Source organism: Sporosarcina sp. D27 (genome assembly GCF_000586555.1).
GTDB lineage: Bacteria > Bacillota > Bacilli > Bacillales_A > Planococcaceae > Sporosarcina.
In genome coordinates this window covers 1-24,225 of sequence record NZ_AZUC01000008.1, presented here as the reverse complement: position 1 = coordinate 24,225, position 24,225 = coordinate 1, and the positions used below count along the sequence as shown (strand labels likewise).

The window sequence follows — 24,225 nt, the reverse complement described above, 5'->3', positions numbered from 1 at the left end:
TATTCGGATGTCCTTCTTTAACAGATATGATTACCAAGATCCCATTTTCTTTCCGTATTTCTCTACTTTTTTCGACATCATTTCAATTTCAGAAGCAGCAAGTACAACATCTGACATCCGCTTTTTATCGTTTGGTACAAATTTCTCTGGGTAAACCGTGAACTTTACTATTTTGTTACCTGCCACCCTAACATTAATACCGATTGTTTTCGCGCCTTCTATATCTTTCTGTTGTAAGAAATCATATGTTTGATAGAGGACATGCTGAAACGCCAAGTTTTCGTTATCTGTCTTCATATCAATCATAAGTGTAATGTGATCATTAACATCACGCGCATCAGTTACTTCTATATTGGACGCATACTCATACACGGATGTATCAATATTGGACACGTCAATCGTCTCCTCTTCAACTGGCTCGTCCTTCTTCACTTCTTCTTTTTTTGGTGATACTTCTTTTTGCGGTTCTTCTTTAGGTTTTTCATTAGTTTTGTCATCAGAACATGCCGCCAATAATAAAGCAGTCAAGAATAAAAACAATAGTTTTTTCACGTTATCTCCTCCCGTTGTTAATCATAACCAAATCAACAGGAAAAGAAAACCATGTATGGATTGAAAAATCCACACCCATGTGGATGTGACATTATTCCAATTTTGGTTTATCTTTTTCATATAAAAATTGTCATATAGCTTGTGTAACTCCATCAGCTTATCAACAAAGTCGTTCAATTCTTCTGCAGGAATATCCCATTTCCCCATTTTTAATTCCATCATCGTAATACATTTGCGAACCGCTATTTCATATTCTTTTATGGAATTTCTAATATCTTCTAAGTCATCCTCATCTATGGGATAATTCTTACTTATATCTTTATAGGTATTGAATGCGTAGTTTTGACAGTACTTGATATCTTTTTGGATTTAATAGAAGCATAAAAACTATCTCGTTATTGATTCCCTCAATCCATTCATGACACTCTTCCCAGTTCGCTTTTCCAATGTTCGTATCAATTGGGAACTTTTTCTTTCCATCGCGTTCAATTCCTGGCATACGTGACAGACGAGAAGGGTTCCGATTCTGATTATCAATATTGAGTCCATTCTTTTTACAGATGTATTAGAGGTAATCCACGCGTTTCCTATATTCGTCATAATTAGCTGCATCGACTCGAACAATTGCATGAATACTCTTTTTCCCACTGTAAACAAGTGTGGCAATCGACTCCTGAGTTTAATTATTATTATTACAATGCAAAAGATGAGAAACTATGGATGTTCCGTCATAAGTATAATGACGAAAATGGTAAACGAATAGAGAAAAAGAAGAGCGGTTTCAAAACAGAAAAAGCAGCGTTAGCAGCTCTGTTGGAAGTGAAGGCTACATCGCTGCGTGGTGAAACAAAGCATATTGAATATGATAACTTAACGGTTGCAGAATGGTTAGATACTTGGTTTAGCACGAATAAACGTAAATGGAAACCCGCCACAATTACACAACGAGAAAAGGTGAAGCTTTAGGATTACAATGGAGAGATTTGGACCTTGAAGCACAGACCGTGAATATTATACGAAATCGAACAAGATTCGGTACAGGAACAACAAAAACCAAAAATAGTGAACGCAAAATCAAAATCGTTAAAAATGTGACTGAACAATTAATTCGATATCGAATAGTCATCAATAAGCAGATGCTGACTCAAGGGAGAAAGTTAGAGGATGAAGATTATATATTCCTATCATTGGAAAGTTTGATTCCAATGCCGGTTACTACACTTCATAAAGGATATAATCGAATCACTGAAAGGGCTGGATTAAAAGATTGTACGTTACACATGCTCAGACACTCACACGCCACTTTCTTAATGAATAATGGTGTTCCTGTTAGAGCCATCGCTGAACGCTTGGGAAACACCCCAGAAATGATTCACACAACGTATGGTCATGTTTTGCGAGAAATGGAAGACAAAATCTTTCACTTCTTTTTGGAAGGTAGGCTCATCAGAGGATTTTGTAAGGAAGAATCGTTTCTGGTTGGCTACTTTATCCACGTAGGAAACGTGTGTAACTTATGCATTTACTAGTTCTCTTGCCATGTATCTTTCTCCCCCTTTCAGTATTTCGCATGCCATCTTCACAAATAAAACTTACTTCCATCGTTTGTCCAATCGGCTGACCATCTACATAAATAGTTCCGGAACCGATTTTATGTGTCAATCTTGGAGTACTCAATTTTCTGCTTGCCGTATTCATTGCAAACTCATTACTCTCTAGCAGACTTCTATAACCACCCATGAATAATCACTCCTCATGTAATTCATTAAGTACCTGTTGTCGAATCTCTTCTTTTTCTTCCAAGCTCAACCGGATAATATCCTGATTAACGACTGGGCCAATCACGCATCCACAGTTCACCCGATTCTTTGCGCTGAACGTCGTATCCCTGGGATACATGCCAAACTCACCGTCTACAAGAAACAGTTCATCCACGCCTACCACTTCACCATCCATAGCTACATGCGTCGCCCCAGGCTGGCTCTTCTTAGAGCCGCTATGCTTCCACTTCTTCCCCTCGACTGACGGGGAATGCATGAATGACTCCCAATTCGCTTGACTGGACGCAGCTAGGATTTCAGTTCTCGCTGTATCCCTTGCTCGTTTCCGGTCAAATTCGGGTAGGTCTTTCAATCGGATCTCCGCCTGTTGAATGGATTCACCTGCCTCGATAGCAGCAACCAGTTCCGATTCAATCGCTTTATGAGTGTTCAACTGCATAATCTCCGCCAATTCTTTTGACCAGGATGCTACCCAGTCGGTTGTTCGCATTGAGAGGTCATTGAATGCCACGTCTTTACCAATCGATTCCATGATAATTTTCGTCAAGCTCTCAGTCGTATTGGTTAAAAAAGCAGCAGCTTCTATGCCATACAGAATGGCGAATTCATCAGAAGCGAATAAGTCCGATTGAAGATAGTTCAGCATGGCTTCCAGCGTCATTTCATCATCTTTCGATATAAATGACTGGAATGCATCTAAATAGAACTTCCGCTGCTGCCTTAATCGTTTTGCTGTCAGTGCTTCGAAACTTTCCACCAGTTCAGGTAGTTCATCAAGTTCTGGAATGTCATTAGGAAGTATAGCTGTGATATCCTCTGAACCTTCCTCTGCTTTACGGATAAAAGCATTTATACCTTTGAGCAGATTGTCAACCTTGCTCATGATTGCATCGACTCCAAGACGTCTCTCATGTCCTTTAACAGATCTATGAAATCAGTATTCTTGTCCTGATTGATAGCTGACTTCTGGATATTAAGCACGCTTGCTAAAGGATCCATTTGTTGTGTCTGCAAGATTATTTGCATTGGCACATTAAATCCGTCACCAAACGGCTCTACTTTCTTACCAAGTATCTGATCGAGCAATGGACGAAGGTCATCTGGCGCAACAGATCCAGCTGCAATGATTGGATACAAAGCTTTTGCAATTTCAATCGGATCACGGAAGTCTGCTCCTTTGATAGATAGCTTCACATAGCTGAATCCAAGCGGTTCTAAGAACAATGTATTCAATATTCGAGCTAACGTCTTTCGTTCGGGTTGGAATACTTGCTCCTCTGTAACCTTCCGGGCTGTATCAGCAGTCGCTTTGTTGAACTCCTGCGCTTCACCTGTATACAAAGGTGGCAAGCGAAATGCAGAACGGATTTTCTGCCGTGATTTCTCATCGTATTCAAGAAACAGAGCATCTTGCTGTAGGATTTCTGCAAGAGACTTTATTTCAACCTTCGCTTGATTAACTTTACTCTCACCTACATCGTTTTCTTCTGCCATTCCGTCCACTTCAAGTAGGAGGAACTTGTGAGCATTATCAGTACCAGACAAGTCATTCATGTAGGTTTGTAGGGCTTCGTAAGAAGTTTCATCCAATTTACCGTTTGACACAGTAATAGCAGCAGGAATATGCCGTCCATCACTGAAGTATCGAAAGTTGAGTTCCTCCGCTTTCCTTGCCCCGTATACGCTGATAAGGTTGCCTAACCATCGCGGCTTGCCATATGTTCCACTCCCAATCTTAAAATGATAGATCTCGGTGGCTCTTAAGTTATCAGGAGTATTGTCATCAAACTTCCCTGTTCTTGAGTCCATGATACGAGGATCACCATACTCCTTAAAAAACACTTTTTGATTGTCAATTAACTGGACATACCGTCTAAATCGCTTTCTACGTTGAACGGTCTTTTGCTTTCCGTTTTCAAGGATTGTATAACTGATGAGCTCAGGCACCGTCTTCTTGCAAACCCTCATATTCTGGGCATCTACGTATTCAATCCCAACCGGTAACCCTGTTCCATCCCGGATAACCTCAATGTATCCGTTCCCGGTCTTTTCCTTGTCATCAATTACATTACCGAATACAAGTTCAGGTGATTCATCGAAATTCAAATAACGAATGAACTCATCTAGGCGGGTATACTCTTCTTCCGCTTGATTACGAACAGCTTCCTTAATTTCATCTGAATTAATGTCCAGTTTGTGCTCCGCTTCAATTCCGAAGCCGACAATGTTTGTTTTGTAAGCGTCAATGCATTGTTGCAGGATAGATGAGTATTCACCGATCTGTTTGAGTTCTTTTAAATTGTATGGTGGTTCTAGGATGTCCCCACCATTGTACAAACCTTCAAAATCATCTTTGTAAATCTGTTGTGTCGTAGGTGAAGTCTCCGCTTTGAACACCCTCGCTTTTACTGCTTGTTCCGCCATTTGCTATCTCCTCCTCCCTTTCGGCCGCTCTCTTGATGAACGTGCTTTATTTTGCGCTTCGTCTTTCAAGTCCGTGACCTCATATCCATCTAAGCCGTACCAAATCGCCGAGAACGTGTGAGGATCGATGCTGAATTCGTCTGGTATGTTATTACCGTTCTTATCTTTTGCGTAGACCAAATTCTCCAACTCACGAACCGTGTTCTCGCACTCCTAGGAACAGATGATCTTCTTGAAACGCTTGACCTTTTTCGTGCTTTGTAAGCGGGAGTTCCCCCCTTTTTTCGCACCAGTCATATCAAAACCTTGTTTACGGAAATACTTTATTGTCTTAGGTTCCGCACTATCAGCAATGATCCTTTCGCCGCTCTCAATGAACTCACTTAACTCCTCTACCGTTACATCATCAGTCATATCGTTTTTGTAGTACTCCCAATAGATGTAGAGATACTTCCTCTCAGTATCAACAGCCATTCGTATCACAGCATTATAGGAATCAGTGAAACCGAAGTCCATTCCTGCGCGAATCAACGGACGCTTAATTGCACTAATTGCTTCCATAACCGCTTGGTGCTCTTCTACTTTGAATTGAGGGAGCACCCTTTTTCCGTTCACGCCAAAACGACCTTTCCGAGTAATCCGGTGAAGGTCTGGGTCATACTCTTCCATTTCTTCGAGTTGTTCAATGTAGCTATCAGGGAGAAACAGATTATCATCTGCAGTAGAGTGGTGATAATAGGTGTCTCCTACAATAACAGTGCGCTTTTGATACAGTTCCTCATCATTCAGCACATAGCGGTCGTTCATCTTGTCCTGAAAGAAATGCAGATACGTCCAATTGTCTTCGCCGACTGGGTTGGTAGAAAGAATCATATGAAGATCCAACGTTGGATGTCGAAGACGCACCAACAACTCTTTGAACCCCGCATACTTAATTTCCGAACACTCTTCCAGCCATATCAGCGACACGTTGTTAATTGATTTCAGTTTTTCAGGTTTGTCCATCCCTTTGAAGATGATCTTGCTGCCGTTTGGAAAGCGTATCTGCATCGGCGAAGTAATACATCGAATGCGATCAGATAACCCTAGGTCCTCTACAATCTCGCTCAACAATGAAAACGTGGAATCTCGATGAGTGTCATATACTTCGCGAATTACGAGAGCTGTTCGTTTCTCTTCGATAAGCTTTAATATGACTTTCAGTGCAACATGATAGCTTTTACTTGAGCCATATCCCCCAACGAGGAACTGAAATTTCTGTTCCCAGTCAAATAGGAAGTCATCGAAGTGTGGATTGACCTCTTTCTGGATGGCTACCATCAGCGATCACCCTTTCGAGTAATCATGATTTCAATCGGTCCATCATCGTTGTTGCCAGAAAGCTTCTCGATCTCTACTTTCGTTCTGTCAATGCCGACCTGCATCTGCTCAATCTTCAAACGACGTTCATCGTCATCGTGGGCCATCTCACTGAACTGCTTAATAAGTGACCGTAATTCCCCCATGGCTCTCGATTGAGCATTTAGGAAGGTTGCGTGCTTATCCCAAGCAAACTGAATTTCCCATTCTTGCTTTTCAGAATCAGCGTTGTCATCGCTATACGTTTCAGTCTTCTTCACTTCTTTCGTCATATCGTCTTGGTCTTTCACGAACATGATTTGTTGAGCTCGGATAATAGCAGCGTATTGAATCTGTATCTGATCCCAGATTAAATCGGCAGGGTGACGCTCTAGCAGACTGTCCATGATTTCGAGTGTTTCAGCAGGCATGAACTTTGAAAACAAACCATGTGTTACTGCGGCGCTGTTGCATTTTGTAAACTTGGGTGTCGGACTAGGGTTGCCACTCCGTCTCTTCTGCTCTTTCTTCTTTACAGTAGATGAAGCATTCTTTTTGACTGCATCACCTGAAGGGGTCTGTTCAGTTGCAACCTTCTCCCTTTTAGAGGTTGCATCCTTCTGAATGGTTGCATCTTTTTTAGCTGCATCTCTCGACCAACCATCACGACTTTTCCTGCTCTTTAAAGTACCAAGTTTCACATCATGCTTTTCTGCCAATGCACCAAGCGTTATCTTACTCGTTTCCCATTCCTTCTGTATCTCTTCCCAGTTAGGCACATCACATCACCGCCGCCTCCTTTATTTTTAGGCATAGAAAAAAGCACCTCCGAAGAGATGCTAGAAAGAATTAAAATTGAATATTTCTCATCATATCGAAAGCCGCTTGAGAATCTTCATCCCTCTTACGCTCTGCAGTATCAGTGTGAGTAATTACTCTCACGATTTTAGCTGTATTTAAGAAATGCGTCTCATCATCCACTACAAACTCAATCCAACCATCTGGACTATTTACTATTTTTGTATAAACCCCATCAATAGTAGTGTCGTCAATCTCATATGAATGGGCGGCGCCGTTATCCATTTCGAACTTTACATAGTGTTTCTCCAAATCATCATCTCCTTTCCAGACAATATTCGACAATGAATGCGGATTCCCTTTATTTACTACTCGTATGTATGGGGCTGGTTGGAGGCGCTGAGTTGCTCGAGCGCACCCCCTCTTTTAATTCTCCCCCTCTACCTATATAAACTTCGTACGTCTATCGTACGTCATGACTTTTCCCCGCCATTAAAAATAACGGGAACCACCTTCCAACAAAAGAAAATCCAAAATACTAACCACGATGTAATTATAGGATGATTGAATATACTCTCCATTTTTACAACTCCCTCATATATACTCTATTTAGGAGGAGGAGTTTAATATGCCAAAACAAGATACTCAATTTGTCGAAAAAGCTGTTACAGATTTAATGACGGAAGCGGCCAGGCCTTTGTCATTGTCGGTAGGTCAATCAATAAGTGATGTTTATTACGGGCTTATTGGTAGTAGAACGCAAACTTACGCAAGTAATCGAATGGCTGCTGAAATGATGAAACGAGAAGATTTTATTAAAAATCTAGTAATAAAAGCAGAAAACATTGATGAAGTTGATTTGAAAGAACCTGAAATGCACATTATTGGACCTGCAATTGAAGCTACTACGTTTTACATGGAAAACGAAACTTTAAAGAAAATGTTTGAAAAGTTGATCCTATCTTCGATGCAAATTTCTAAGGCTGAATTTGTTCATCCCGCATTTGTTGAAATCATTAAACAATTATCGCCTATAGATGCTAATATTATCGCCATGATTGGAATTAAATCTTTTCCTGTTGTCGAATATCGCCTTGCTAACTCTACAAACAACAACTATTTAACACGGGAAACAAATGTTTTTTTGGATACGGAAATAGCATATGAAAACAGTAACCTAGTTCAATCTTCTATTACGAACTTGGAAAGACTTGGTTTGATATCAATCGATTATGTAGCAAAACTACTCAATGAAGAACTCTACAACAAATTTCTTGAACACGATTTATACTTCGAAGTAGAAAAACAATTGCAACAGTGGAACAAGAGTAATCCTGAGGTCGGGTTTGATAAAGTCGTTATTCAAAAAGGATCGCTGGAAATAACTCCTTTGGGTAGATCATTCACAAATTCATGTATTTAAAATCCCCACACGTCAATCTCAGATTGACGTGTGTTTTTATGAAACCTTCTCTGCGACCTTCTTCCGTGCTCTTTCAACATATTGCTGAACACTTCTTTTAGTTATTTCTAGCTCATCAGCAATTTTAGACATGCTCATCTTTTGTCCTTCGTGCAAAATATAACACTGCCTCTCCCTCAATGAAAACGAAGCAAGAATATCAGCCATAATCATCTTCTCTTCTCTGGTCATGAACAGATGCTTTTTATTGATATCGTTCTCTTCCCTCAACTGCATTTCGATATCTGGAATCAGGTCTATATTTTCATAAGACCTCTTCTGGTACACCGATTTTTCATCCACTCCGCGGAACATACCAGGTTGCCGCCCAGTAGTCATCCAGTCCAACGAATAGGTCATCGAATCAATCATGGAGTTGAATTGCTCCAGGTCTTTCATTTCGAGAGGATTCGTTCTGTCCACTTGATCCGCGCGTTTCTTTAATGCCTGTTTGCCCTCTGTATACTCTTGAATCAACTTATCCGCCCAACTCAACATGTAGATTCCCCCTATCGTTTTCTGACTGCCCCACGTCGCCGTGTATATGTGTCTCGATTAGTCCCCATTAATTCCTTTAGTTCACGATCAGACAGCCGCTCTTTTGGCTTGTCCGCTGTATTGGTATGCCGAACTCTTTCCGGCTTGCCTCGTCGCTCCTGTACCTCTTTCATGACACTCCTCTTTTCTCTTTTTGAATAAAAAAAGAGGACAACAAATGACGCAGCGTATTGCTGCAATCAAGTGTTGTCCTCTGGTTGGCCAGGGGGACATATTATTTACTTAAGTTTATATAGGAGTTAATTAAATGTTTTAAATTGTTCTCAACTGAATCAACTTTCTCATATGAAACTATCTCAATGTTTTCTTTCAAAAATTCAATTTCTTCAATTAGTTCTTGTAGTTTATTAGTTACAACAAGTTTAATAATATTAGGCAAATATTCTTTTTGTTCATTTACATTAATCAAGTAGAAATGAGCACTTTTCTCCAATTCTTCAAGCCTCAGCCTAAGGTCAGAAGCTAGCTCAGAATCAGAATCTAAATCAAATAAAAACCTTTGTTGGACTTTAAAATTCTTTGGATTGATCTTGGCAAAATCCTCTATCCTGTTTTCGAAATATTGAATTTCCCCAGTAGAGGGAATATTTCGCTCCCGACTGTAAGTATTGCTCTCATCAACTAAGTCTTCTGTGACCTCTTCAATATTGGTTTGCTTTAGAAATGTATTTGAGTTAATCATTATTAAGTCTGCATTTGCTTTTCTAATCAACTCATTTTTCAGTTCTGCCCTAGGACCGACGGTTTCAATTCCTATTTTATACCACCAGTCTTCCTTGCTATCATCTGTAATAATTACTACTGTGTTAATAGAAGGATCCTTAGCTCTATTGATAATCTGTTCCCAAACTATTAAATCTCCATACTTCGATTCGAATTCCAATCCGTTAAAATAGGTAAATACGCCCTTCTTTTTATCCATGTATCCGGGAGGTATTTCTTTTGCGTATCTATTTGCCCCTTCTTCACAAATTTTTGTTATTTCCTTTTGTGTAGAAGGATCCCCAACTTTATCATCCAATGTATCAATCAGTTCAGTTAGTTTATCTCGCTCAGTATCTACTAAATTAGATAAACTAACAAAATTGTTTTGTAAGATCTTTTCCTTAACATCGTTTAATTGAGATGTCAGATCTATTATGAATTGATTTTTTATTTCTTTTGCATCAATACTTTTCAAAAAGTAGTTACCTAAATCATTTTTAACTCCATTTATTAGGTTGTCAATTTTGTTTTCAAAATCCTCCTTAAAGATGACAGGAGCCTTTTTAACATCATTCATTACTTTTTTTCGATTAAGATTAAACTCCATACCGACCTGGTAAGGAATCCAAATGTTATTTTCAACCTTTTTAATAGATTTTATAAAGGTATCACTTGTTGCACTTGAGTATCTATAAATGTTTAATAAAGTATTTGTGTCAAATACAATCAAAACATCTTCTTTTAGATTTTCAAAATTGATAGAATCGTTATTATAAAACTCTCTAAATTTCTTTCTCAAAACTCTTCTCCCTCTTCCCTCCGCATCCGTCTGACTTTCCCTTGGTGCGTTACAATCTTGTATTCACCGTGCTCTGGTAATTCTCGCAATTTCGCTTTCCCCTCCGAAATTACCACAACACAATTTACCGGTAGTTCTATTATACCAATAGAATTGAGAAATGTATCCATATTTATTGCAATATCTTTGTTCACCAGGACCCCTCCATTGTGTTAAGATAGTGTCAGCTACGACGGGAGAGATCCTGTCTTTTTTTATGCCTATTTTCCATACAATCCATGTTGTCGCTGCTTAATCTCCCCTAAATCCGCCTGATCCATAATCAACAATGCAATCGTCAGTTGCCCTACTTTGAACCGTTTAGCAATCTTAAGAATGTCCGCTCCGTCTTCCCACATTTTCCGAAACCGCTCCAGCTCCCTTGGCGTCCAAACCCACTTGATAGCCGGATTCTGAAACAACAGATGCGTGTCACCCGATTTGACGGTTACCATTTAGCCTCTCCTCACTCTTCAAGACATTCCTTGCAAACCTCAACTGCTGTTCGATATACGGATGGTCCTCTTTGCCACCACCTGACAGCCAGTCGGTAATGCGCTTATTTATGTCCTGCAGCGCGACGAGAGGTAACTGGTGTGCAATCTTTTCAATTTCTCTCAGTGGATTCTCCATGCCCTCACTCCTCAAAATGTATAGCTTGTCCTCTGCCTGTAAATATTTCTAACTCGCCATAAAGGTGACTGTAGAGAGACGGCTGATCGAGCAGGATCAGCTGTCTTTTTTGCGTTTACTTAACCGCCCCATACCAAAGCTAAATATTGCTAGCAAGATACCTCCTGCAATGATTGCTATCGCTTCCGGTGTTGTTAAAACTGTCATGAAATCACCTGCCTTGTGACGTGTTTTGTTCGTACTTTGCAGCATTTCAACCAAATGGTTTTTACATAATAATTTGAAAACAGTCAATCTTAAATGATACTATTACGCTGTAAGTCACAGTAATTTAAAGGAGGTTGCGGCACCATGTATAAGACCATTATTTTTGATGTTGACGGAACACTAATTAATACAGAAGATGCAGTTTTGGGTTCACTTCAAAAGCTTCTAAAAACAGATTACAACAAGGATATTGATCGGTCAGAATTGTCCTTTGTATTAGGGATTCCAGGTTCTGATTCTTTACCTAAACTAGGAATAGATAATATTGATAAGGCTAATGATAGATGGAATTTCTTTATGAAAGACTACTATCAATCAATTCATGTTTACAATGAAATCAACTTTCTTTTAGATACATTAAAGAAAAAGGGTCTAAACCAAGGTATTGTCACATCAAAAACGAAACAAGAACTAAAAGATGATTTTGAACCATTTGGTCTAATGGAATATCTTTCACATATAGTTTGTGCAGACGATACAAAGAAACATAAACCCAATCCAGAACCAATTATTGAGTTTTTAAAGATTTCAAAAGCTGAATCCTCATCTTCAATTTACATAGGAGACACTATTTACGATTTTGAATGTGCTAGAGATGCTGGTGTCGATTTTGGATTGGCTTTATGGGGATGTAAAAATCATGAAAGCATACCAGCAAAATATAAGTTTGAAAAACCATCAGATATACTGAACGTTTTGGCTTAAGTTAGAAACATTTGGTGATCAACATAAATCTTATAGTAATGCCATTAATCTAACCGTCTTAAATAGGCGGTTTTTTCTATTAGTGACATTCAACAATGAAAACTCGCAAATTCTTTTACTTAAATACAGAATCCCAATGAAATACTTTTTCGTTGGTGATTCGCTCCTTCGCAGTTTGTTTCATTATGTTCGTAATGCGACATAAACCTCTTGAATAGTTTATTGAAAATGTTTATTCTTAGATTAATAAAATTACAGGAGAATACATTTAATGAATAAAAAAGACAAATTGCTAGAAAGACCTACGAAAATAGCTGTTTTTCCCTACGCTATTATGGTTCTTATTTCTTTATCCAGATTAATTTATGATCTAATCAATAAAAGAGTGTATGAGCATGTAATATTCCTAATAATCAGCATTATTTTATTAATAGTAAGTTTAATTATTTACAAAAAACATATGAAGATATACGAAAAAACTAATGATATCCAAGAGAACTTAAAATAAACACGTTAAATAAGAAAACTGCTCAGAAAAAAGTAAGCTGTTTTATGCTAGACAGTTTGTGTCTGACACGCCTCTTGTTCGGAACGTGTCCTATTCTTCATCATCTTCAACAAGTATTTTTGTTGCTTCCTATTCAGAACCACAAGAACCGCACACCACGTCCCCATCGTATGTTGCTGGAAATCCTAAATCGCAGTATCTACACTCGTAATACATCACTGTCATTCCTTCTTCTAACTGTTCATTAATTTACTTCTCCTCACTTTTGAATATTGGTACAATAAGGAAAGGAGGGGTTTAGATGAAATTTCTTTTATATATAACCATTTCAGTTGTTATTGGCTTTATCTTAGGTGAAGGAACAATGGGAGCGTTAATTGGTAGTATAGCTGGATTACTTATGGTAATAATTGACCAAATAAATTTGGTTATTAAAAAGCTGAATATATTAGCGGAAAAGACCAAGATATAATGGTCTTTTTTTATTTTACAAATTCGCATCTTCTGTCTAATGTGACGTACCTTGTTCTGAATGTGTATCATCGTTTCTCAATGTTGTTTTAAGACATAATCAAAAACAGTTCTAAATACCTGAATATATTCTCGTAATTCTATTGACAAACATTATTATTTATGCTATAATTTACAATTAAATAATTTTGTTTTATACTGAGATTCTCCTGGCCAGGGGAATCTCATTTTTTTTAGGAGGACTAATAAATGAAACAAAATGAATCCAGTCTCACCTCTTTAGTATCAGCATTCGGTCGAGCTTTTCACAGTAAAAATGACACCCCTAAAATTTTCGATGATTTTATCGCAAAAGATCTAATCTCTCAGAAAGAGTTTTTGGATATTAGTGAAAACATGATTCAAGGAATACAGTTTTTCAGTAAAGATATTGCGCAAAAATTCCAAGATAATCCTGAAGAAATTCTAAAATGGATTACACAAGTTCAGCTTTCTCCAACTCCCTTAGCACGAGCAGCATATTGCGAAAAAGTTTTAATAAACGAAATCGAATTGGGAATTAAACAGTATGTCGTTCTAGGTGCAGGATTGGATACTTTTTCCCTTCGGCATGCTCAATACGAAAATAACCTAGAAATATTTGAAGTCGACTATCCGACCACTCAGGCTTCAAAAATTGAACGACTAGCAAATGCTCAAATTGAAATTCCAGATAATCTTCAATTTGTCCCCATGGATTTCACACAAAAATTTTCAGAAGTGAATTTAGTAAAACAAGGCTATAAAAACCAGAAAACTTTCTTTAGTCTATTAGGTGTTTCATATTATTTAACTAAAGAAGACATTTTTAATTTGTTTAAAGAGATTTTTTCTAAAGTCCCATCAGGGAGTTCAATTGTGTTTGATTACGCAGATGAAAATTTATTTCAAGAAAAAGGGTTATCTAACCGGGTTGAAAACATGGTGAAAATGGCGTCTGCTAGTGGAGAAGCAATGAAAGCTTGTTTCTCCTACCCAGAAATTGAAAGCTTATTAGAAGAACTAGGATTACTTATTTACGAACACTTATCTCCTGATAATATAAACGACCTTTTCTTTAAAAATCGCACGGATTACTTAACTGCCTTTGAAACAATTCATTATATCCATGCAGTAAAAAAATAATTATTCAACACTTTTGCCGCTCTTTCATTTCTTAGAATAGAGCGGTTTTTAGTTGGTTTAAAATATTTCTACTTATGACGCATCCCTATGCCACTACTTCGCATTATCTGTCTAATACGTCTCACCAACATGCTTGAGATAGTGCAGCACATACCCCTTCTCGCTTTTCACTAGATCACATCGCTCAACAAACATCTCAATAAAGCAGGATTGGCAGCCGTCCATCATTAAATAAAGGAAAGGATGTCTGTGATGGCATCGTATAGAAAGAGGAATGGCCTCTGGCAGGTTCGTGTTACGTATTTAGACCCCAGAACGGGTAAATGTCACTAAGCGGCTATAAAACGAAGAAGGAGGCGCAAATCGCAGCCGAAAAAATGGAGGAGTCAATAAGAAGAGGTGTGGACATTCAAGGAACGAACCAAACGTCTTGAAATGTATAAAAACAAAATGCTCGTAGGAGGTCATGCGGTATGGCACGCGTAAAAATGATAAAAACAAAAATGGCTAGCATTTATTGGTACAAGCAAGGGAGCAAGAAAAAATATGCGTATCGTTACAAATACTATGACCAATACGGTGAGCGGCGCGAAAAGAACAAACAAGGCTTCGACACATTGGAACAAGCTGAACGATCGTTAATTGATGTCAAGGCTGCTGTATTGGACGGGAATGTAAGTTTTGTCAAAAACGACAATTTAACGGTCGTGCAGTTGAACAGTATATATATCGACGCTAATAAATCTAATTGGAAACCGACAACTCTTCGGAACCATGAATACGCAATGAACAAATATATTCTTGAGTCGATCGGTCTCTTGAAATTAAAAAATGTTACTACTCTGGTTTTGCAAAGAGAGATATTCGACCCACTTATAAAAAAAGGTTTTACGGAGGGCACTCTGTTAGCCATTTATAGGCGAATCAGTGCAATTTTCAACTTTGCAATAGAAAACGAAATGCTAAGTAAAAGAAGAGTTAACACCCCTAACCTTAAAAGTGCGGTGCAAGGCGTTAAGCGAGGAGCTATACCGATCGAGGAAATTGATAAAATCTTAGATATTGTTCGGACGAAATATAAAATGTCTCACTATACCTGTATTTGTATATTGGTTCTGACTGGAATGCGGATTGGTGAATTGAGGGCTTTGAGATGGGCGGATATCGATTTTGTGAAGAACTTGATTTATATTACCGAGACTAAGTACCGGTTCGGTGTTCGGGACCCTAAAACTAAGAACAGCGTCAGAAAATTTCCGATGAACAACAATATTCGAAAAGTTTTGCTCGACTACAAAGAGTGGTACGATGATAAAATGGAACGTTATGGTTATCGTAATCCCGATGGATATGTCATGATAAATGATGTTGGCACTCATGTTGGTGAACGTTTCCTGAAGCGGATTATCGACTTAGTCTGCGAAAGGGAAAATATCGCCCACTATCTTCGACACAGCTTTGTTTCAATCCAACTTTCTAACAATGTTCCAGTTACGACTGTTGCTGCATTAATCAGAGACACTCCCGAGATAGTATACAAAACGTATGCCCATTCTTTTGAGAAAGATCAAATTGCAGCATCCAACTTAATGGACGATATTGTCGTTTTAAATTCATTCGGAAAATAAAAAACAACGAATTTGGAGTACAAATTGGGGTACACGATAAATCGCCCTCTTTCCAAACAACTAAATTCAAGCGGAATCAGTAATCAAAACAATGTAAAAACGTTGGTAAATCAATGTTTATGCAAAGAAAAAACACTCGCTTTTTATGCGAGTGTTAGGACATCCACTTCGGTGGTGTGTTTTTTGACCAGTAGACATCTCCAAGAGTGTGATGTGTTTGATAATCGTCTTCAGGTAGATGGTAATGGAAGTTGAAGAAGTACCCATCTTGCGGACGCTTCTCGGTTCTCACGTGGAAAAGAAGCAAATTTTTATCTGCATCTACATCTTTAATATTAAATATTTTTTCAGCCGTACCGCCAGAGGGGTGTTCTGAAATAGCTAATTTCCGATTCATCTGTATATGTTCACCAATTTTTTCACGAATGACTTGCTCGATTTGTGGGAAAATCACATCGTCGAATTCATCTTCAATAATCGGGCCGATTCTTGAACCGAATTTTGTGAATGCGAGTGTGTGTGCACCACTTACAAGGTCTTCTTCAGTAAGATAATTTTCAGTAGCATTCAGTCTATTAAAATACGGATCATCGAAATGAACGGCATACTGCGTTGTATGCTGAGGTTGGTCAGTTTCTTTTACATCTTCCTTATCATGAAGCGTTGACCAGATTTCATGACTCGGAGAAATGACACCAAATGTCACGAATGCGACTGATATGATCATCAGTTGCTGTAACCATTTTTTCATATCCCATCACCTACAATTATGTATTTTTAAACAACCGCTTTCTGAACAGTACGAAAAATAACCGAAAAGGTTCCTTCTTTTCTAATTTCATTGTACAATAAACTTTAGAGTTCGTGTATGTTTTTTAAGGAGGTTACTCAGATGGATGTTCAATTAATCGCCGGAATCGGAATGCTGGTATTCGTCCTATACTTAAGTTCACTAAATTTTACGCACTAATTCAAAAAAGCCAATCGGTTTCTAACGAGACCGATTGGCTTTTTATTTTTCTATAAATCCGAAATGGAACTTCGTATTGTGCCTTATAATTTGCGTAAAACCGAATTGTTCAAAGACCGGATCGTTAAAATGCGCTTTCACTACAACTCGTTTCCTAGCAACACGTCTCGCTTCGGAAACCCACTCCTCTGTAAGACTTCCATGAACCCCTACATGTCGCAGCGGTGCAAAGCTTATTGACTCAGAGATCGTTTGAGAGAACATCGGATCTAAATAGACCACATCCCATGAATGATCAGGTTGCCCCTTTAAAAATACAGATGCTGAATCCTGTACTACAGAAATCCTACGCATCGCTTCCTTCAATTCTTGGAATTTTGGTTGAAACTGTGTCAATCCTGTTGCGGTGATGAAGGCGACATCAGGATCTACCTCAATCCCCTTTACTATACCTGTAGCTCCCACTGCAAAAGATGCCACAATACAATCTGTCGCTAAACCAAGCGTGCAATCTAAAAATGAGTTACCCGGTTCTAACTGACACATTTCAACGAGTGGGTCTGTTTCCCCTTTTAGCAAACGCTTCAGACGAAACGCAGCCGTATCTGGATGAAAGAAAAAAGGTTCACTCATTGTCTGTCTGTACAACTCATAACGTTCTTTTCCAACTACAAGGAGGTCGCTCGAATTGGTTGCCATGAGATTTTTCACTGAACGTTTGTTGCGTGGAATTCGCGCGTAACCGAGCGCTTGTTCCGCAGCGAATGCACGAGTTTCTGTTACCTCATCCGGACGTCCAGAGGTTGTAATCAGGACGCGTTTCACGACTCAGCGACTTGGTTAAGAGCACCCGTCAAGTGATCTCTTACTTGTTCCATTTCAAATCCTTCAATCTGTTCACGTGGTATGAAGTATGCAAGTTCGCCATTCTTTACAATTGCTATGGAAGGTGAACTTGGTGGTACTTCAGGAAAGTAATTACGCATTTGGGCTGTTGCTGCTTTTTCCTGCCCTGCAAATACGGTAAATAAGTGGTCTGGTTGCTGATCCACTTGGCTTAACGCTTCACGGACAGCAGGCCTAGCAAGTCCAGCGGCACAACCACATACTGAATTAATGACGACGAGTGCAGTTCCTCTATGTCCTTCCATCACAGATTCCACATCTTCTTCCGTTAGTAGCTCTGTAAAGCCACTAGCAACTAATTCTTGACGCATTGGTTGAACAATACCTTGCATGTATTCCTCATAAGCATTCATAGTAAATAGCCTCCTCCATGATCTGTGGTGCTCTAGGCAAACACCGCTCATTCCTATTTTACATGGAAAACTCGCGAATGAAAACGAACTGCATTTGAAACCAGAAAGTCTCTACCTGTGATACACTACATACAGACTTTACACGCAAGGAGAATTTTCATGGATATTAAACACCAACAACTCAATGCTTATTATTACCAACGCTTCACACAAAGAAACTTTGACGAAAAAGATGTACTCGGCTTTTTAACTCTAGCAGGTACCGATGCTAGGTTTGATGTTTTGTTTGTGCTAAAAGAACTTGTAACAATGCGTGATTCAGATGCGAACTCAGTTAAATCCTATTTCGATCGTGCCCATGACGTCATTAGTCGACTTGGTTCAGGGGGACCGAAAGAGAAAATCCAACTTCTTTTTTCTTTCAAGGAAATCCGAAATGGACTTAACCATTATTTCACAGACAACGGTTTCGACAAGTTGGAGATTGGCGCAGTCAGTGATGTATTACTTTGCTTAATTTCACTTCTTCAAGGAATTCAGATTCATAGTGGAAAAAATCGTCGCGTATCCGGAAGTTTATGTTTCGGAGCCTCTCATAAAGAACTCCTCCTAATGGGTACTATTAAGACAATAGTTCGCGGACGCTCGGTTCCTGTCACATTCCCGATACTCGCTGTTAAAAACGAGTATGAAAATGTCCAGAAGCAGGACGACGCGGACAGTCCTTACCTGTTTGAAACCACGATTGCAGAAATCGTCTCAAACGAAGGCAAACTGATCGTTACATTCCCGGAAATACCAACACATGCATAAAAAAAGCAGTGTCTACTGAATTTTCATCAGTAGGCACTGCTTTTATTATAAAGTTACTCGGAGTTTGCTACCGGCAATGCGATTATAAAAATGGATTTCCGACACATTTTATCGGTTAAATGCTGTTTACTTTCTATAGCTATCATCCATCAATTAGAAGAGCTTCTCAATTCCGTCATCTGTTTCCAAATGGACCCTTTTGCATCTTCGCCTTCTTCAATACGCTCAATTGCCATTTTGATTTGCAATTTCACTTCAAATTCTAGGTCTTCAGCTGCTTCCCGGAGTGCAGGTAATGATTCTTCTGTTCCTGTTTCATACAAGAACATCGCTGCACGCCAGCGCACGAGTTTGTTTTTGTCCTTTAACAAGACCATCGCAGCATGTTCAAATTCAGGAAATCCAAGATCACTCATACAATCGCCTGCTGTCCGTCGTACCGCCCAGCTTTTGTCCTGTAATGCTTTCTCGATGTATGGAACGACTTCAAGCGACTCAATCATTCCTAAATAAACAGCAGCTAGTCGTCTGATTGACATTTTTTCATCAGTTAATGCACGATCGAGCAATGGTAAGTCGTCTATTGTCGGATCTTCCATTTGGTCGAGTAACCGGAAACGTGTTTCCCACTCATCTGTTTCAAAGTCAGATAACGAAACCTTCTTACGGCCGAAGGAACCTTGTATATTTCCTTGAAGCGAACTGGTCACAATTGCAGACAAGCGGTCCTCAGAATAAGCTGCTTCCACTTCTTTCACGACAGTTTCTCCTATTTCTTCTTTACTGCCATAGCGGATTCCGTAATCCGCCCACTTGCGAAGAAGGATATAATTCTCGACTTCAGCGCTATGAACCTTCTCCATTGCTTCCACGAAACGCTCACTTAACGGAAACCGCTGTTCACTCTCGCTATCGAAAACTTTAACCTGAAGCGGGATCTCCTTATAGGTTTGGACGTGGACATAGACTTCGCCAAAATGCTCCGTCGCTTCTGACTCATCCTCAGTCTGTTCTGAACTCCCCTCACTGAAAACGTTACGAACTTCCGCTAAGATAGTTTCCCATTGGACATTTCCAGCTCGTTCAATCGCCATGAAGTTCATGACGTGATAAATCCCTTTGATCCCTTTAATTTGTAATAGTTGAGCTACGGGTTCTGGAGCTGATGCAGCATCTTCTTTTTTATAGTTGTGTGTTTCCAACATCGGGAGTTCAGTATCAAGAACAATTTTCATCGAATTCGGGCTTGGTGTAGGTTCAATCGATACAATATTCATTACTTGCTACCTCCTTTAAGGTTCCATCAATTCTTCTAAAATCGACCATCGTTCTATTAAGTATTCGTATCTTTCATTGAGCTCGTTCAGTTTTTTTGTCAAATCACTTAACTTATCATAATCCGAACCACACGTACTCATTTCCGTTTCCGTGGTACCGATAGCTTCCTCAGTTTCTTCAATTTCTTTTTCAATGGTCTCCCATTCGCGTTTTTCTTTATAAGTCGGTTTCTTCTTGATGGATTTTTCATTTACATGTTCAGTAGTTTTCTCTTCAGTCTCAATCGATTCAGTGACCTGTTTTGGAGTTTCCTTGAAACGTTCGCTCTCTAAATAATCCGTGTACGACATGATAACTGTCTCTATATTTCCTTTTCCGTCAAGTACCCAAAGTTTCGTTGACGTTCGGTCCAAGAAGAACCTGTCGTGAGAAATCGTCAAAACGACTCCCGGAAAAGTATCTATAAACGTTTCAAGAACTGATAACGTTTCCAAGTCCAGATCGTTTGTCGGTTCATCCAGTAACAGGACATTTGGTTGTTCCATTAGTAACTTCAGTAAATACAGGCGCTTTCGCTCGCCTCCCGAAAGTTTTCCTATAGGTGTCCCGTGAGCAGATGCCGGGAATAAAAAGCGTTCCAGCATTTGGGAAGCAGAAATCCGGTTCCCCTCTCCATCTTCGATATCATTGGAAGTCTCCCGAATGTATTCAATGATGCGTTGTTTTCCTTGCATTTCCGGTAAATGCTGTTTGAAATACGCAATTTTAACCGTCGTTCCTCGTTCGATGATTCCCTCGTCGGGTTCCAATATGCCGTCTAACATATTGACTAACGTTGTTTTCCCAGCACCATTTGGTCCTACAATTGCAATGCGATCTCCTGATTGAAGAAGCGTAGAAAACTGATGGATAACGAATTTGCCGTTGAACGCTTTAGAAATACTTTTAGCTTCAAGTACTTTTTTTCCTAATCGTGAAGTTTTAAGCCCAGCGTCCATCTCTTCTTTCACTGTCCCTCTTTTCACTTTCTGTTCAAGTTCTTCAAATCTTCCAATTCGCGCTTTCTGTTTTGTAGAACGTGCTTTGGCGCCGCGTCTAATCCATTTCAACTCGGAACGATACCGGTTTTTAAGCTTATCTTCTGTTGCAGCGTTCATTTCCTCTCGAAGCGCTTTCGCTTCAATATAATCACCGTAGTTGCCTTTATGGGCATATAACGTCTTATCCGCAAGTTCAAAAATAGAAGTTGAAATTGCATCCAAGAAATAGCGATCGTGCGTGACGAATAATACCGCACCAGACAAATTCTTGATGAAGTCTTGCAACCAGGTGATTGAGGCAACATCCAAATGGTTGGTCGGCTCATCTAGGAGTAGAAGGTCCGCTGGTTCAATAAGGGTTTTCGCCAGCATCACACGCTTTCGTTGGCCACCGGAAAGTTCACTCATTTTTTTGTCGTATGTCTCAATTCCAAGCTTAGATAGAATCATTCTTGCTTGGGTATTAATGTCCCACGCATTTTGCTCGTCCATCTGCGATTGATACTTTGCAAAATGCGCTTGATTTTGTTCTATATCCGGATTTTCAGTGAGCGCTTGTAAAGCGTGCTCATAATTCAGGTTCAATCTAATGATGGGAGCATCACTTTGGAATACGGCTTCCATTACAGTTAAAGTCGGATCTATTATTGGGTCTTGTGGCAAATAAGCGATTCGATAATTATTTGGATGATCCTTTGATATTGTATCTGCATCTTCGGTACCGGCGATAATCGCAAGCAGCGTCGACTTTCCCGTTCCATTTATGCCAAGCAAGCCAGTTTTTTCTCCTGACGTTATGGTGAAATCTATTGCGCTAAATAACGTTTTCTCACCTACCGTTTTTGTGAGGTTTTCAATAATCATTTGACTCATGACAACACTTCCATTCTATAACCTGCTGTTTTCATAATACCTTATCTTCTTACTCTTTTGTAGGATAAGCCTTGTTGTTAAAGTGTTACAACTGATTCTTATCGGGGTATATATGAAAACAGAGTGTAAACCCAGGAATTTATAATCCTAAAATAATTTCAAAATCAATTCCCGCTATTCAAACAAACATAAAAGTCAAGTAAATCAGCATTATAAGACTTATTTTTTTTTAGAATATATTATTTTCAGACTACCACTAAAAGTGGTACTATGTTCTTCATAGATAAAAGGAGGATTTTTAATGTCACAGCTGTCAAAAAAGGAAATCGTCGCTAGCGTCCCGCAAAAAGGCTTCTTCGGTCATCCTAAAGGATTGTTCTCTTTGTTCTTCACAGAATTTTGGGAGCGCTTTTCTTACTACGGGATGCGGGCTATTCTCGTTTTCTATATGTATTACGAAGTATCAAAAGGCGGTCTAGGACTTGACCAAGGAACCGCACTTGCAATTGTTTCGCTTTATGGTTCACTCGTCTACATGTCAGGGGTCATTGGTGGGTGGTTGGCGGACAGAGTATTCGGTACCTCGCGTTCTGTCTTTATAGGCGGAATTTTCATAATGCTCGGGCACATCGCCCTCTCTTTCCCAGGAAATCTTCAAATGCTCATTATTTCCATGATTCTAATTGTTATAGGTACAGGATTACTAAAGCCAAACGTTTCAAGCATGGTTGGAGATATTTACCCTGAAGGTGACAATCGCCAAGATGCTGGATTCAGTATCTTTTATATGGGGATCAACCTTGGTAGCTTCATCGCACCACTAACTGCTGGAACTATTGGAACTGAATACAACTTTCATTTAGGTTTCAGTGTAGCTGCATTTGGTATGTTCCTTGGTCTTGTTATGTTTGTAATCACAAAGAAAAAGAACTTAGGTCTCGCAGGAACCTATGTCGCAAACCCACTATCTCCTGCAGAGAAGAAAAAGACGATCAAAATTGTCGGAATTGTAGTTATTATATTAGCAATTCTAGTTGCAATCGCAATTCCAACCGGATATCTAACTTTGAATTCGTTCACAACGTTAGTCGGTATTCTCGGATTCGCCATTCCGGCAGCATATTTCTTTGTCATGTATCGCAGTCCTAAAACAACATCTGTTGAAAAATCACGGGTACTCGCTTACATTCCGCTGTTTTTAGCAGCTGTTATGTTCTGGTCCATCGCTGAGCAAGGATCTACGATTTTAGCGTTGTATGCAGATAAACGAACAAACTTGGATTTCTTAGGGATTCACATTTCGCCTGCATGGTTCCAATCATTAAACCCATTATTCATCATCGTTTTCGCACCAGTCTTTGCATGGATTTGGGTTAAACTTGGTGACCGACAGCCTTCAATTCCACACAAGTTCTCGCTTGGATTGCTGTTTGCCGGTATTTCATTCATCGTCATCTTGCTACCAGGCATGCTTAGCGGAACAGATACATTAGTAAGCCCAATTTGGTTAGCACTAAGTATCTTTACACTTGTTCTCGGTGAATTATGTATTTCTCCGGTCGGACTTTCAGCAACAACAAAACTTGCACCTGCTGCTTTTACTGCACAAACGATGAGCCTTTGGTTCTTGTCGAACGCTGCGGCACAGGCATTGAATGCACAGCTTGTTAAATTCTATTCCGCAGAAACCGAAATGCTGTATTTCGGTATTATCGGTGGAGTCGCAATCGTGCTCTCAATCATTGTATTCTTCATCTCACCTATCATTTCTCGTTATATGAAGGGTGTTCATTAAAAATTATCCAAAGGCGGTTTCCATTAAGGAAACCGTCAGACTGTAGACAAACTCCAGAAATCATGGGGCTTGCCTACAGTCTTTTTCTTTTACAATAGAATTAACTATGAAAAGTTGATTTCCGCTGCGAGCGGACGCTTTCCGAGGGGCTTGCTCTCAGCCGCTTCCCTCGCTTTGCTCAGTCCAGGGTCTTCGAGCTTCGCTAATCCCTCCGGAGTCGCCACTCTCCGCTACAATCAACAGGATCTCCCTGAAAAGAGGTAAAGGAAATAAGGGTGAAGAATCAAATCAAAGAACGGGAACAGACGGAGATGCTTACAATCAAACAGTTAGTCCCGCAAGACCATATAGTCCGTAAATAAGAG

General features: G+C 39.4%; 24 protein-coding genes and 3 pseudogenes. 9 read left to right on the top strand and 18 right to left on the bottom strand.

All coding sequences use genetic code 11. The features are described from left to right. Positions 1-30: 30 nt before the first annotated feature. Entirely contained in the window at positions 31-552 is a 522-nt protein-coding gene (locus N693_RS0100970; protein WP_025782928.1) for a hypothetical protein, read from the bottom strand. Positions 553-1,272: 720 nt separating this feature from the next. Between N693_RS0100970 and N693_RS0100955 the strand changes: the two genes are divergently transcribed. Together N693_RS0100955 and N693_RS0100950 are read left to right on the top strand one after the other, a co-directional pair. Then, the gene (locus N693_RS0100955) at positions 1,273-1,518 is read left to right on the top strand and encodes an Arm DNA-binding domain-containing protein (RefSeq protein ID WP_025782925.1); all 246 of its coding nucleotides are present in this window, start codon (positions 1,273-1,275) and stop codon (positions 1,516-1,518) included. Further along, positions 1,473-1,886 (top strand): annotated as a pseudogene (locus N693_RS0100950) (site-specific integrase); the annotation flags it as partial. The gene N693_RS0100955 and the pseudogene N693_RS0100950, both read left to right, overlap by 46 nt. A gap of 84 nt (positions 1,887-1,970) precedes the next feature. On the opposite strand, the pseudogene N693_RS20485 reads toward N693_RS0100950, so the two are convergent. The 6 genes and pseudogenes from N693_RS20485 to N693_RS0100925 all read right to left on the bottom strand — a co-directional run. Further along, positions 1,971-2,093, bottom strand: a pseudogene (locus tag N693_RS20485) (terminase); the annotation flags it as partial. A gap of 205 nt (positions 2,094-2,298) precedes the next feature. Further along, entirely contained in the window at positions 2,299-3,216 is a 918-nt protein-coding gene (locus tag N693_RS0100945; RefSeq protein WP_025782923.1) for a phage minor head protein, read from the bottom strand. Then, positions 3,213-4,757, bottom strand: coding sequence for a phage portal protein (locus N693_RS0100940; RefSeq protein WP_025782922.1), 1,545 nt, complete (start codon positions 4,755-4,757; stop codon positions 3,213-3,215). The genes N693_RS0100945 and N693_RS0100940 overlap by 4 nt, the downstream gene beginning before the upstream one ends. A gap of 3 nt (positions 4,758-4,760) precedes the next feature. After that, positions 4,761-6,068 (bottom strand): annotated as a pseudogene (locus tag N693_RS18735) (PBSX family phage terminase large subunit). An 8-nt stretch (positions 6,069-6,076) separates the two neighbouring features. After that, a complete protein-coding gene (gene terS, locus N693_RS0100930; RefSeq protein ID WP_025782921.1) occupies positions 6,077-6,874 on the bottom strand; it encodes a phage terminase small subunit in 798 nt (265 codons plus the stop codon). A 70-nt stretch (positions 6,875-6,944) separates the two neighbouring features. Further along, the gene (locus tag N693_RS0100925; protein WP_025782920.1) at positions 6,945-7,205 is read right to left on the bottom strand and encodes a hypothetical protein; all 261 of its coding nucleotides are present in this window, start codon (positions 7,203-7,205) and stop codon (positions 6,945-6,947) included. Between the two features lie 316 nt (positions 7,206-7,521). Between N693_RS0100925 and N693_RS0100920 the strand changes: the two genes are divergently transcribed. Beyond that, complete coding sequence (locus tag N693_RS0100920) at positions 7,522-8,316, top strand: DUF4393 domain-containing protein (protein ID WP_025782919.1); 795 nt, start codon at positions 7,522-7,524, stop codon at positions 8,314-8,316. A gap of 36 nt (positions 8,317-8,352) precedes the next feature. On the opposite strand, the gene N693_RS0100915 is transcribed toward N693_RS0100920, so the two are convergent. From N693_RS0100915 to N693_RS0100890, 6 genes are all read right to left on the bottom strand, one after another. Continuing rightward, the gene (locus tag N693_RS0100915) at positions 8,353-8,853 is read right to left on the bottom strand and encodes a sigma factor-like helix-turn-helix DNA-binding protein (RefSeq protein WP_025782918.1); all 501 of its coding nucleotides are present in this window, start codon (positions 8,851-8,853) and stop codon (positions 8,353-8,355) included. A gap of 11 nt (positions 8,854-8,864) precedes the next feature. After that, positions 8,865-9,026 (bottom strand): hypothetical protein, encoded by a 162-nt coding sequence (locus tag N693_RS20100; protein WP_156028840.1) that lies wholly within the window; start codon positions 9,024-9,026, stop codon positions 8,865-8,867. Positions 9,027-9,127: 101 nt separating this feature from the next. Then, entirely contained in the window at positions 9,128-10,417 is a 1,290-nt protein-coding gene (locus tag N693_RS0100905) for a PIN-like domain-containing protein (protein ID WP_025782917.1), read from the bottom strand. Next, positions 10,414-10,587, bottom strand: coding sequence for an XtrA/YqaO family protein (locus N693_RS0100900; RefSeq protein WP_253271140.1), 174 nt, complete (start codon positions 10,585-10,587; stop codon positions 10,414-10,416). Before N693_RS0100900 ends, N693_RS0100905 begins: the two co-directional genes overlap by 4 nt. Positions 10,588-10,677: 90 nt before the next feature. Beyond that, positions 10,678-10,911, bottom strand: a complete 234-nt coding sequence (locus tag N693_RS0100895; protein WP_025782915.1) for a hypothetical protein — start codon at positions 10,909-10,911, stop codon at positions 10,678-10,680. Further along, complete coding sequence (locus N693_RS0100890; protein WP_025782914.1) at positions 10,889-11,089, bottom strand: DUF6877 family protein; 201 nt, start codon at positions 11,087-11,089, stop codon at positions 10,889-10,891. Before N693_RS0100890 ends, N693_RS0100895 begins: the two co-directional genes overlap by 23 nt. 351 nt (positions 11,090-11,440) lie before the next feature. Between N693_RS0100890 and N693_RS0100880 the strand changes: the two genes are divergently transcribed. From N693_RS0100880 to N693_RS0100860, 4 genes are all read left to right on the top strand, one after another. Next, positions 11,441-12,061, top strand: coding sequence for an HAD family hydrolase (locus N693_RS0100880; RefSeq protein ID WP_025782913.1), 621 nt, complete (start codon positions 11,441-11,443; stop codon positions 12,059-12,061). An 809-nt stretch (positions 12,062-12,870) separates the two neighbouring features. Continuing rightward, positions 12,871-13,041: a hypothetical protein gene (locus tag N693_RS20095; protein ID WP_156028839.1), complete on the top strand. Its 171-nt coding sequence runs from the start codon at positions 12,871-12,873 to the stop codon at positions 13,039-13,041. A gap of 248 nt (positions 13,042-13,289) precedes the next feature. Then, on the top strand, positions 13,290-14,204 hold the full coding sequence (locus N693_RS0100865) for a class I SAM-dependent methyltransferase (RefSeq protein ID WP_025782911.1): 915 nt from the start codon (positions 13,290-13,292) through the stop codon (positions 14,202-14,204). Positions 14,205-14,677: 473 nt separating this feature from the next. Continuing rightward, complete coding sequence (locus N693_RS0100860; protein ID WP_025782910.1) at positions 14,678-15,832, top strand: site-specific integrase; 1,155 nt, start codon at positions 14,678-14,680, stop codon at positions 15,830-15,832. 154 nt (positions 15,833-15,986) lie between these two features. Here the strand turns inward: N693_RS0100860 and N693_RS0100855 are convergent, their stop codons facing one another. The 3 genes from N693_RS0100855 to N693_RS0100845 form a co-directional block, all read right to left on the bottom strand. Next, positions 15,987-16,583, bottom strand: coding sequence for a YpjP family protein (locus N693_RS0100855; RefSeq protein WP_025782909.1), 597 nt, complete (start codon positions 16,581-16,583; stop codon positions 15,987-15,989). 261 nt (positions 16,584-16,844) lie between these two features. Continuing rightward, a complete protein-coding gene (locus N693_RS0100850; protein ID WP_025782908.1) occupies positions 16,845-17,627 on the bottom strand; it encodes a class I SAM-dependent methyltransferase in 783 nt (260 codons plus the stop codon). Next, on the bottom strand, positions 17,624-18,061 hold the full coding sequence (locus N693_RS0100845; RefSeq protein ID WP_025782907.1) for a BrxA/BrxB family bacilliredoxin: 438 nt from the start codon (positions 18,059-18,061) through the stop codon (positions 17,624-17,626). Before N693_RS0100845 ends, N693_RS0100850 begins: the two co-directional genes overlap by 4 nt. Before the next feature lie 159 nt (positions 18,062-18,220). Here N693_RS0100845 and N693_RS0100840 point away from each other — a divergent pair, with 159 nt between their 5' ends. Continuing rightward, on the top strand, positions 18,221-18,874 hold the full coding sequence (locus N693_RS0100840) for a hypothetical protein (protein WP_025782906.1): 654 nt from the start codon (positions 18,221-18,223) through the stop codon (positions 18,872-18,874). Between the two features lie 149 nt (positions 18,875-19,023). Here the strand turns inward: N693_RS0100840 and N693_RS0100835 are convergent, their stop codons facing one another. After that, the gene (locus N693_RS0100835; protein ID WP_025782905.1) at positions 19,024-20,151 is read right to left on the bottom strand and encodes a virulence factor; all 1,128 of its coding nucleotides are present in this window, start codon (positions 20,149-20,151) and stop codon (positions 19,024-19,026) included. Positions 20,152-20,166: 15 nt separating this feature from the next. After that, positions 20,167-22,065, bottom strand: coding sequence for an ABC-F family ATP-binding cassette domain-containing protein (locus N693_RS0100830; protein WP_025782904.1), 1,899 nt, complete (start codon positions 22,063-22,065; stop codon positions 20,167-20,169). A gap of 301 nt (positions 22,066-22,366) precedes the next feature. Here N693_RS0100830 and N693_RS0100825 point away from each other — a divergent pair, with 301 nt between their 5' ends. Then, positions 22,367-23,860, top strand: a complete 1,494-nt coding sequence (locus N693_RS0100825) for a peptide MFS transporter (protein ID WP_025782903.1) — start codon at positions 22,367-22,369, stop codon at positions 23,858-23,860. The last annotated feature ends 365 nt before the right edge of the window (positions 23,861-24,225 follow it).

Coding starts and splice junctions, on each gene's coding strand:
- N693_RS0100955 (WP_025782925.1), top strand. CDS start 1,273: ATGTTCCGTCATAAGTATAATGACGAAAATGGTAAACGAATAGAGAAA.
- N693_RS0100945 (WP_025782923.1), bottom strand. CDS start 3,216: ATGAGCAAGGTTGACAATCTGCTCAAAGGTATAAATGCTTTTATCCGT.
- N693_RS0100940 (WP_025782922.1), bottom strand. CDS start 4,757: ATGGCGGAACAAGCAGTAAAAGCGAGGGTGTTCAAAGCGGAGACTTCA.
- N693_RS0100920 (WP_025782919.1), top strand. CDS start 7,522: ATGCCAAAACAAGATACTCAATTTGTCGAAAAAGCTGTTACAGATTTA.
- N693_RS0100915 (WP_025782918.1), bottom strand. CDS start 8,853: ATGTTGAGTTGGGCGGATAAGTTGATTCAAGAGTATACAGAGGGCAAA.
- N693_RS20100 (WP_156028840.1), bottom strand. CDS start 9,026: ATGAAAGAGGTACAGGAGCGACGAGGCAAGCCGGAAAGAGTTCGGCAT.
- N693_RS0100900 (WP_253271140.1), bottom strand. CDS start 10,587: ATGGATACATTTCTCAATTCTATTGGTATAATAGAACTACCGGTAAAT.
- N693_RS0100895 (WP_025782915.1), bottom strand. CDS start 10,911: ATGGTAACCGTCAAATCGGGTGACACGCATCTGTTGTTTCAGAATCCG.
- N693_RS0100890 (WP_025782914.1), bottom strand. CDS start 11,089: ATGGAGAATCCACTGAGAGAAATTGAAAAGATTGCACACCAGTTACCT.
- N693_RS0100880 (WP_025782913.1), top strand. CDS start 11,441: ATGTATAAGACCATTATTTTTGATGTTGACGGAACACTAATTAATACA.
- N693_RS20095 (WP_156028839.1), top strand. CDS start 12,871: ATGAAATTTCTTTTATATATAACCATTTCAGTTGTTATTGGCTTTATC.
- N693_RS0100865 (WP_025782911.1), top strand. CDS start 13,290: ATGAAACAAAATGAATCCAGTCTCACCTCTTTAGTATCAGCATTCGGT.
- N693_RS0100860 (WP_025782910.1), top strand. CDS start 14,678: ATGGCACGCGTAAAAATGATAAAAACAAAAATGGCTAGCATTTATTGG.
- N693_RS0100855 (WP_025782909.1), bottom strand. CDS start 16,583: ATGAAAAAATGGTTACAGCAACTGATGATCATATCAGTCGCATTCGTG.
- N693_RS0100845 (WP_025782907.1), bottom strand. CDS start 18,061: ATGAATGCTTATGAGGAATACATGCAAGGTATTGTTCAACCAATGCGT.
- N693_RS0100840 (WP_025782906.1), top strand. CDS start 18,221: ATGGATATTAAACACCAACAACTCAATGCTTATTATTACCAACGCTTC.
- N693_RS0100835 (WP_025782905.1), bottom strand. CDS start 20,151: ATGAATATTGTATCGATTGAACCTACACCAAGCCCGAATTCGATGAAA.
- N693_RS0100830 (WP_025782904.1), bottom strand. CDS start 22,065: ATGAGTCAAATGATTATTGAAAACCTCACAAAAACGGTAGGTGAGAAA.
- N693_RS0100825 (WP_025782903.1), top strand. CDS start 22,367: ATGTCACAGCTGTCAAAAAAGGAAATCGTCGCTAGCGTCCCGCAAAAA.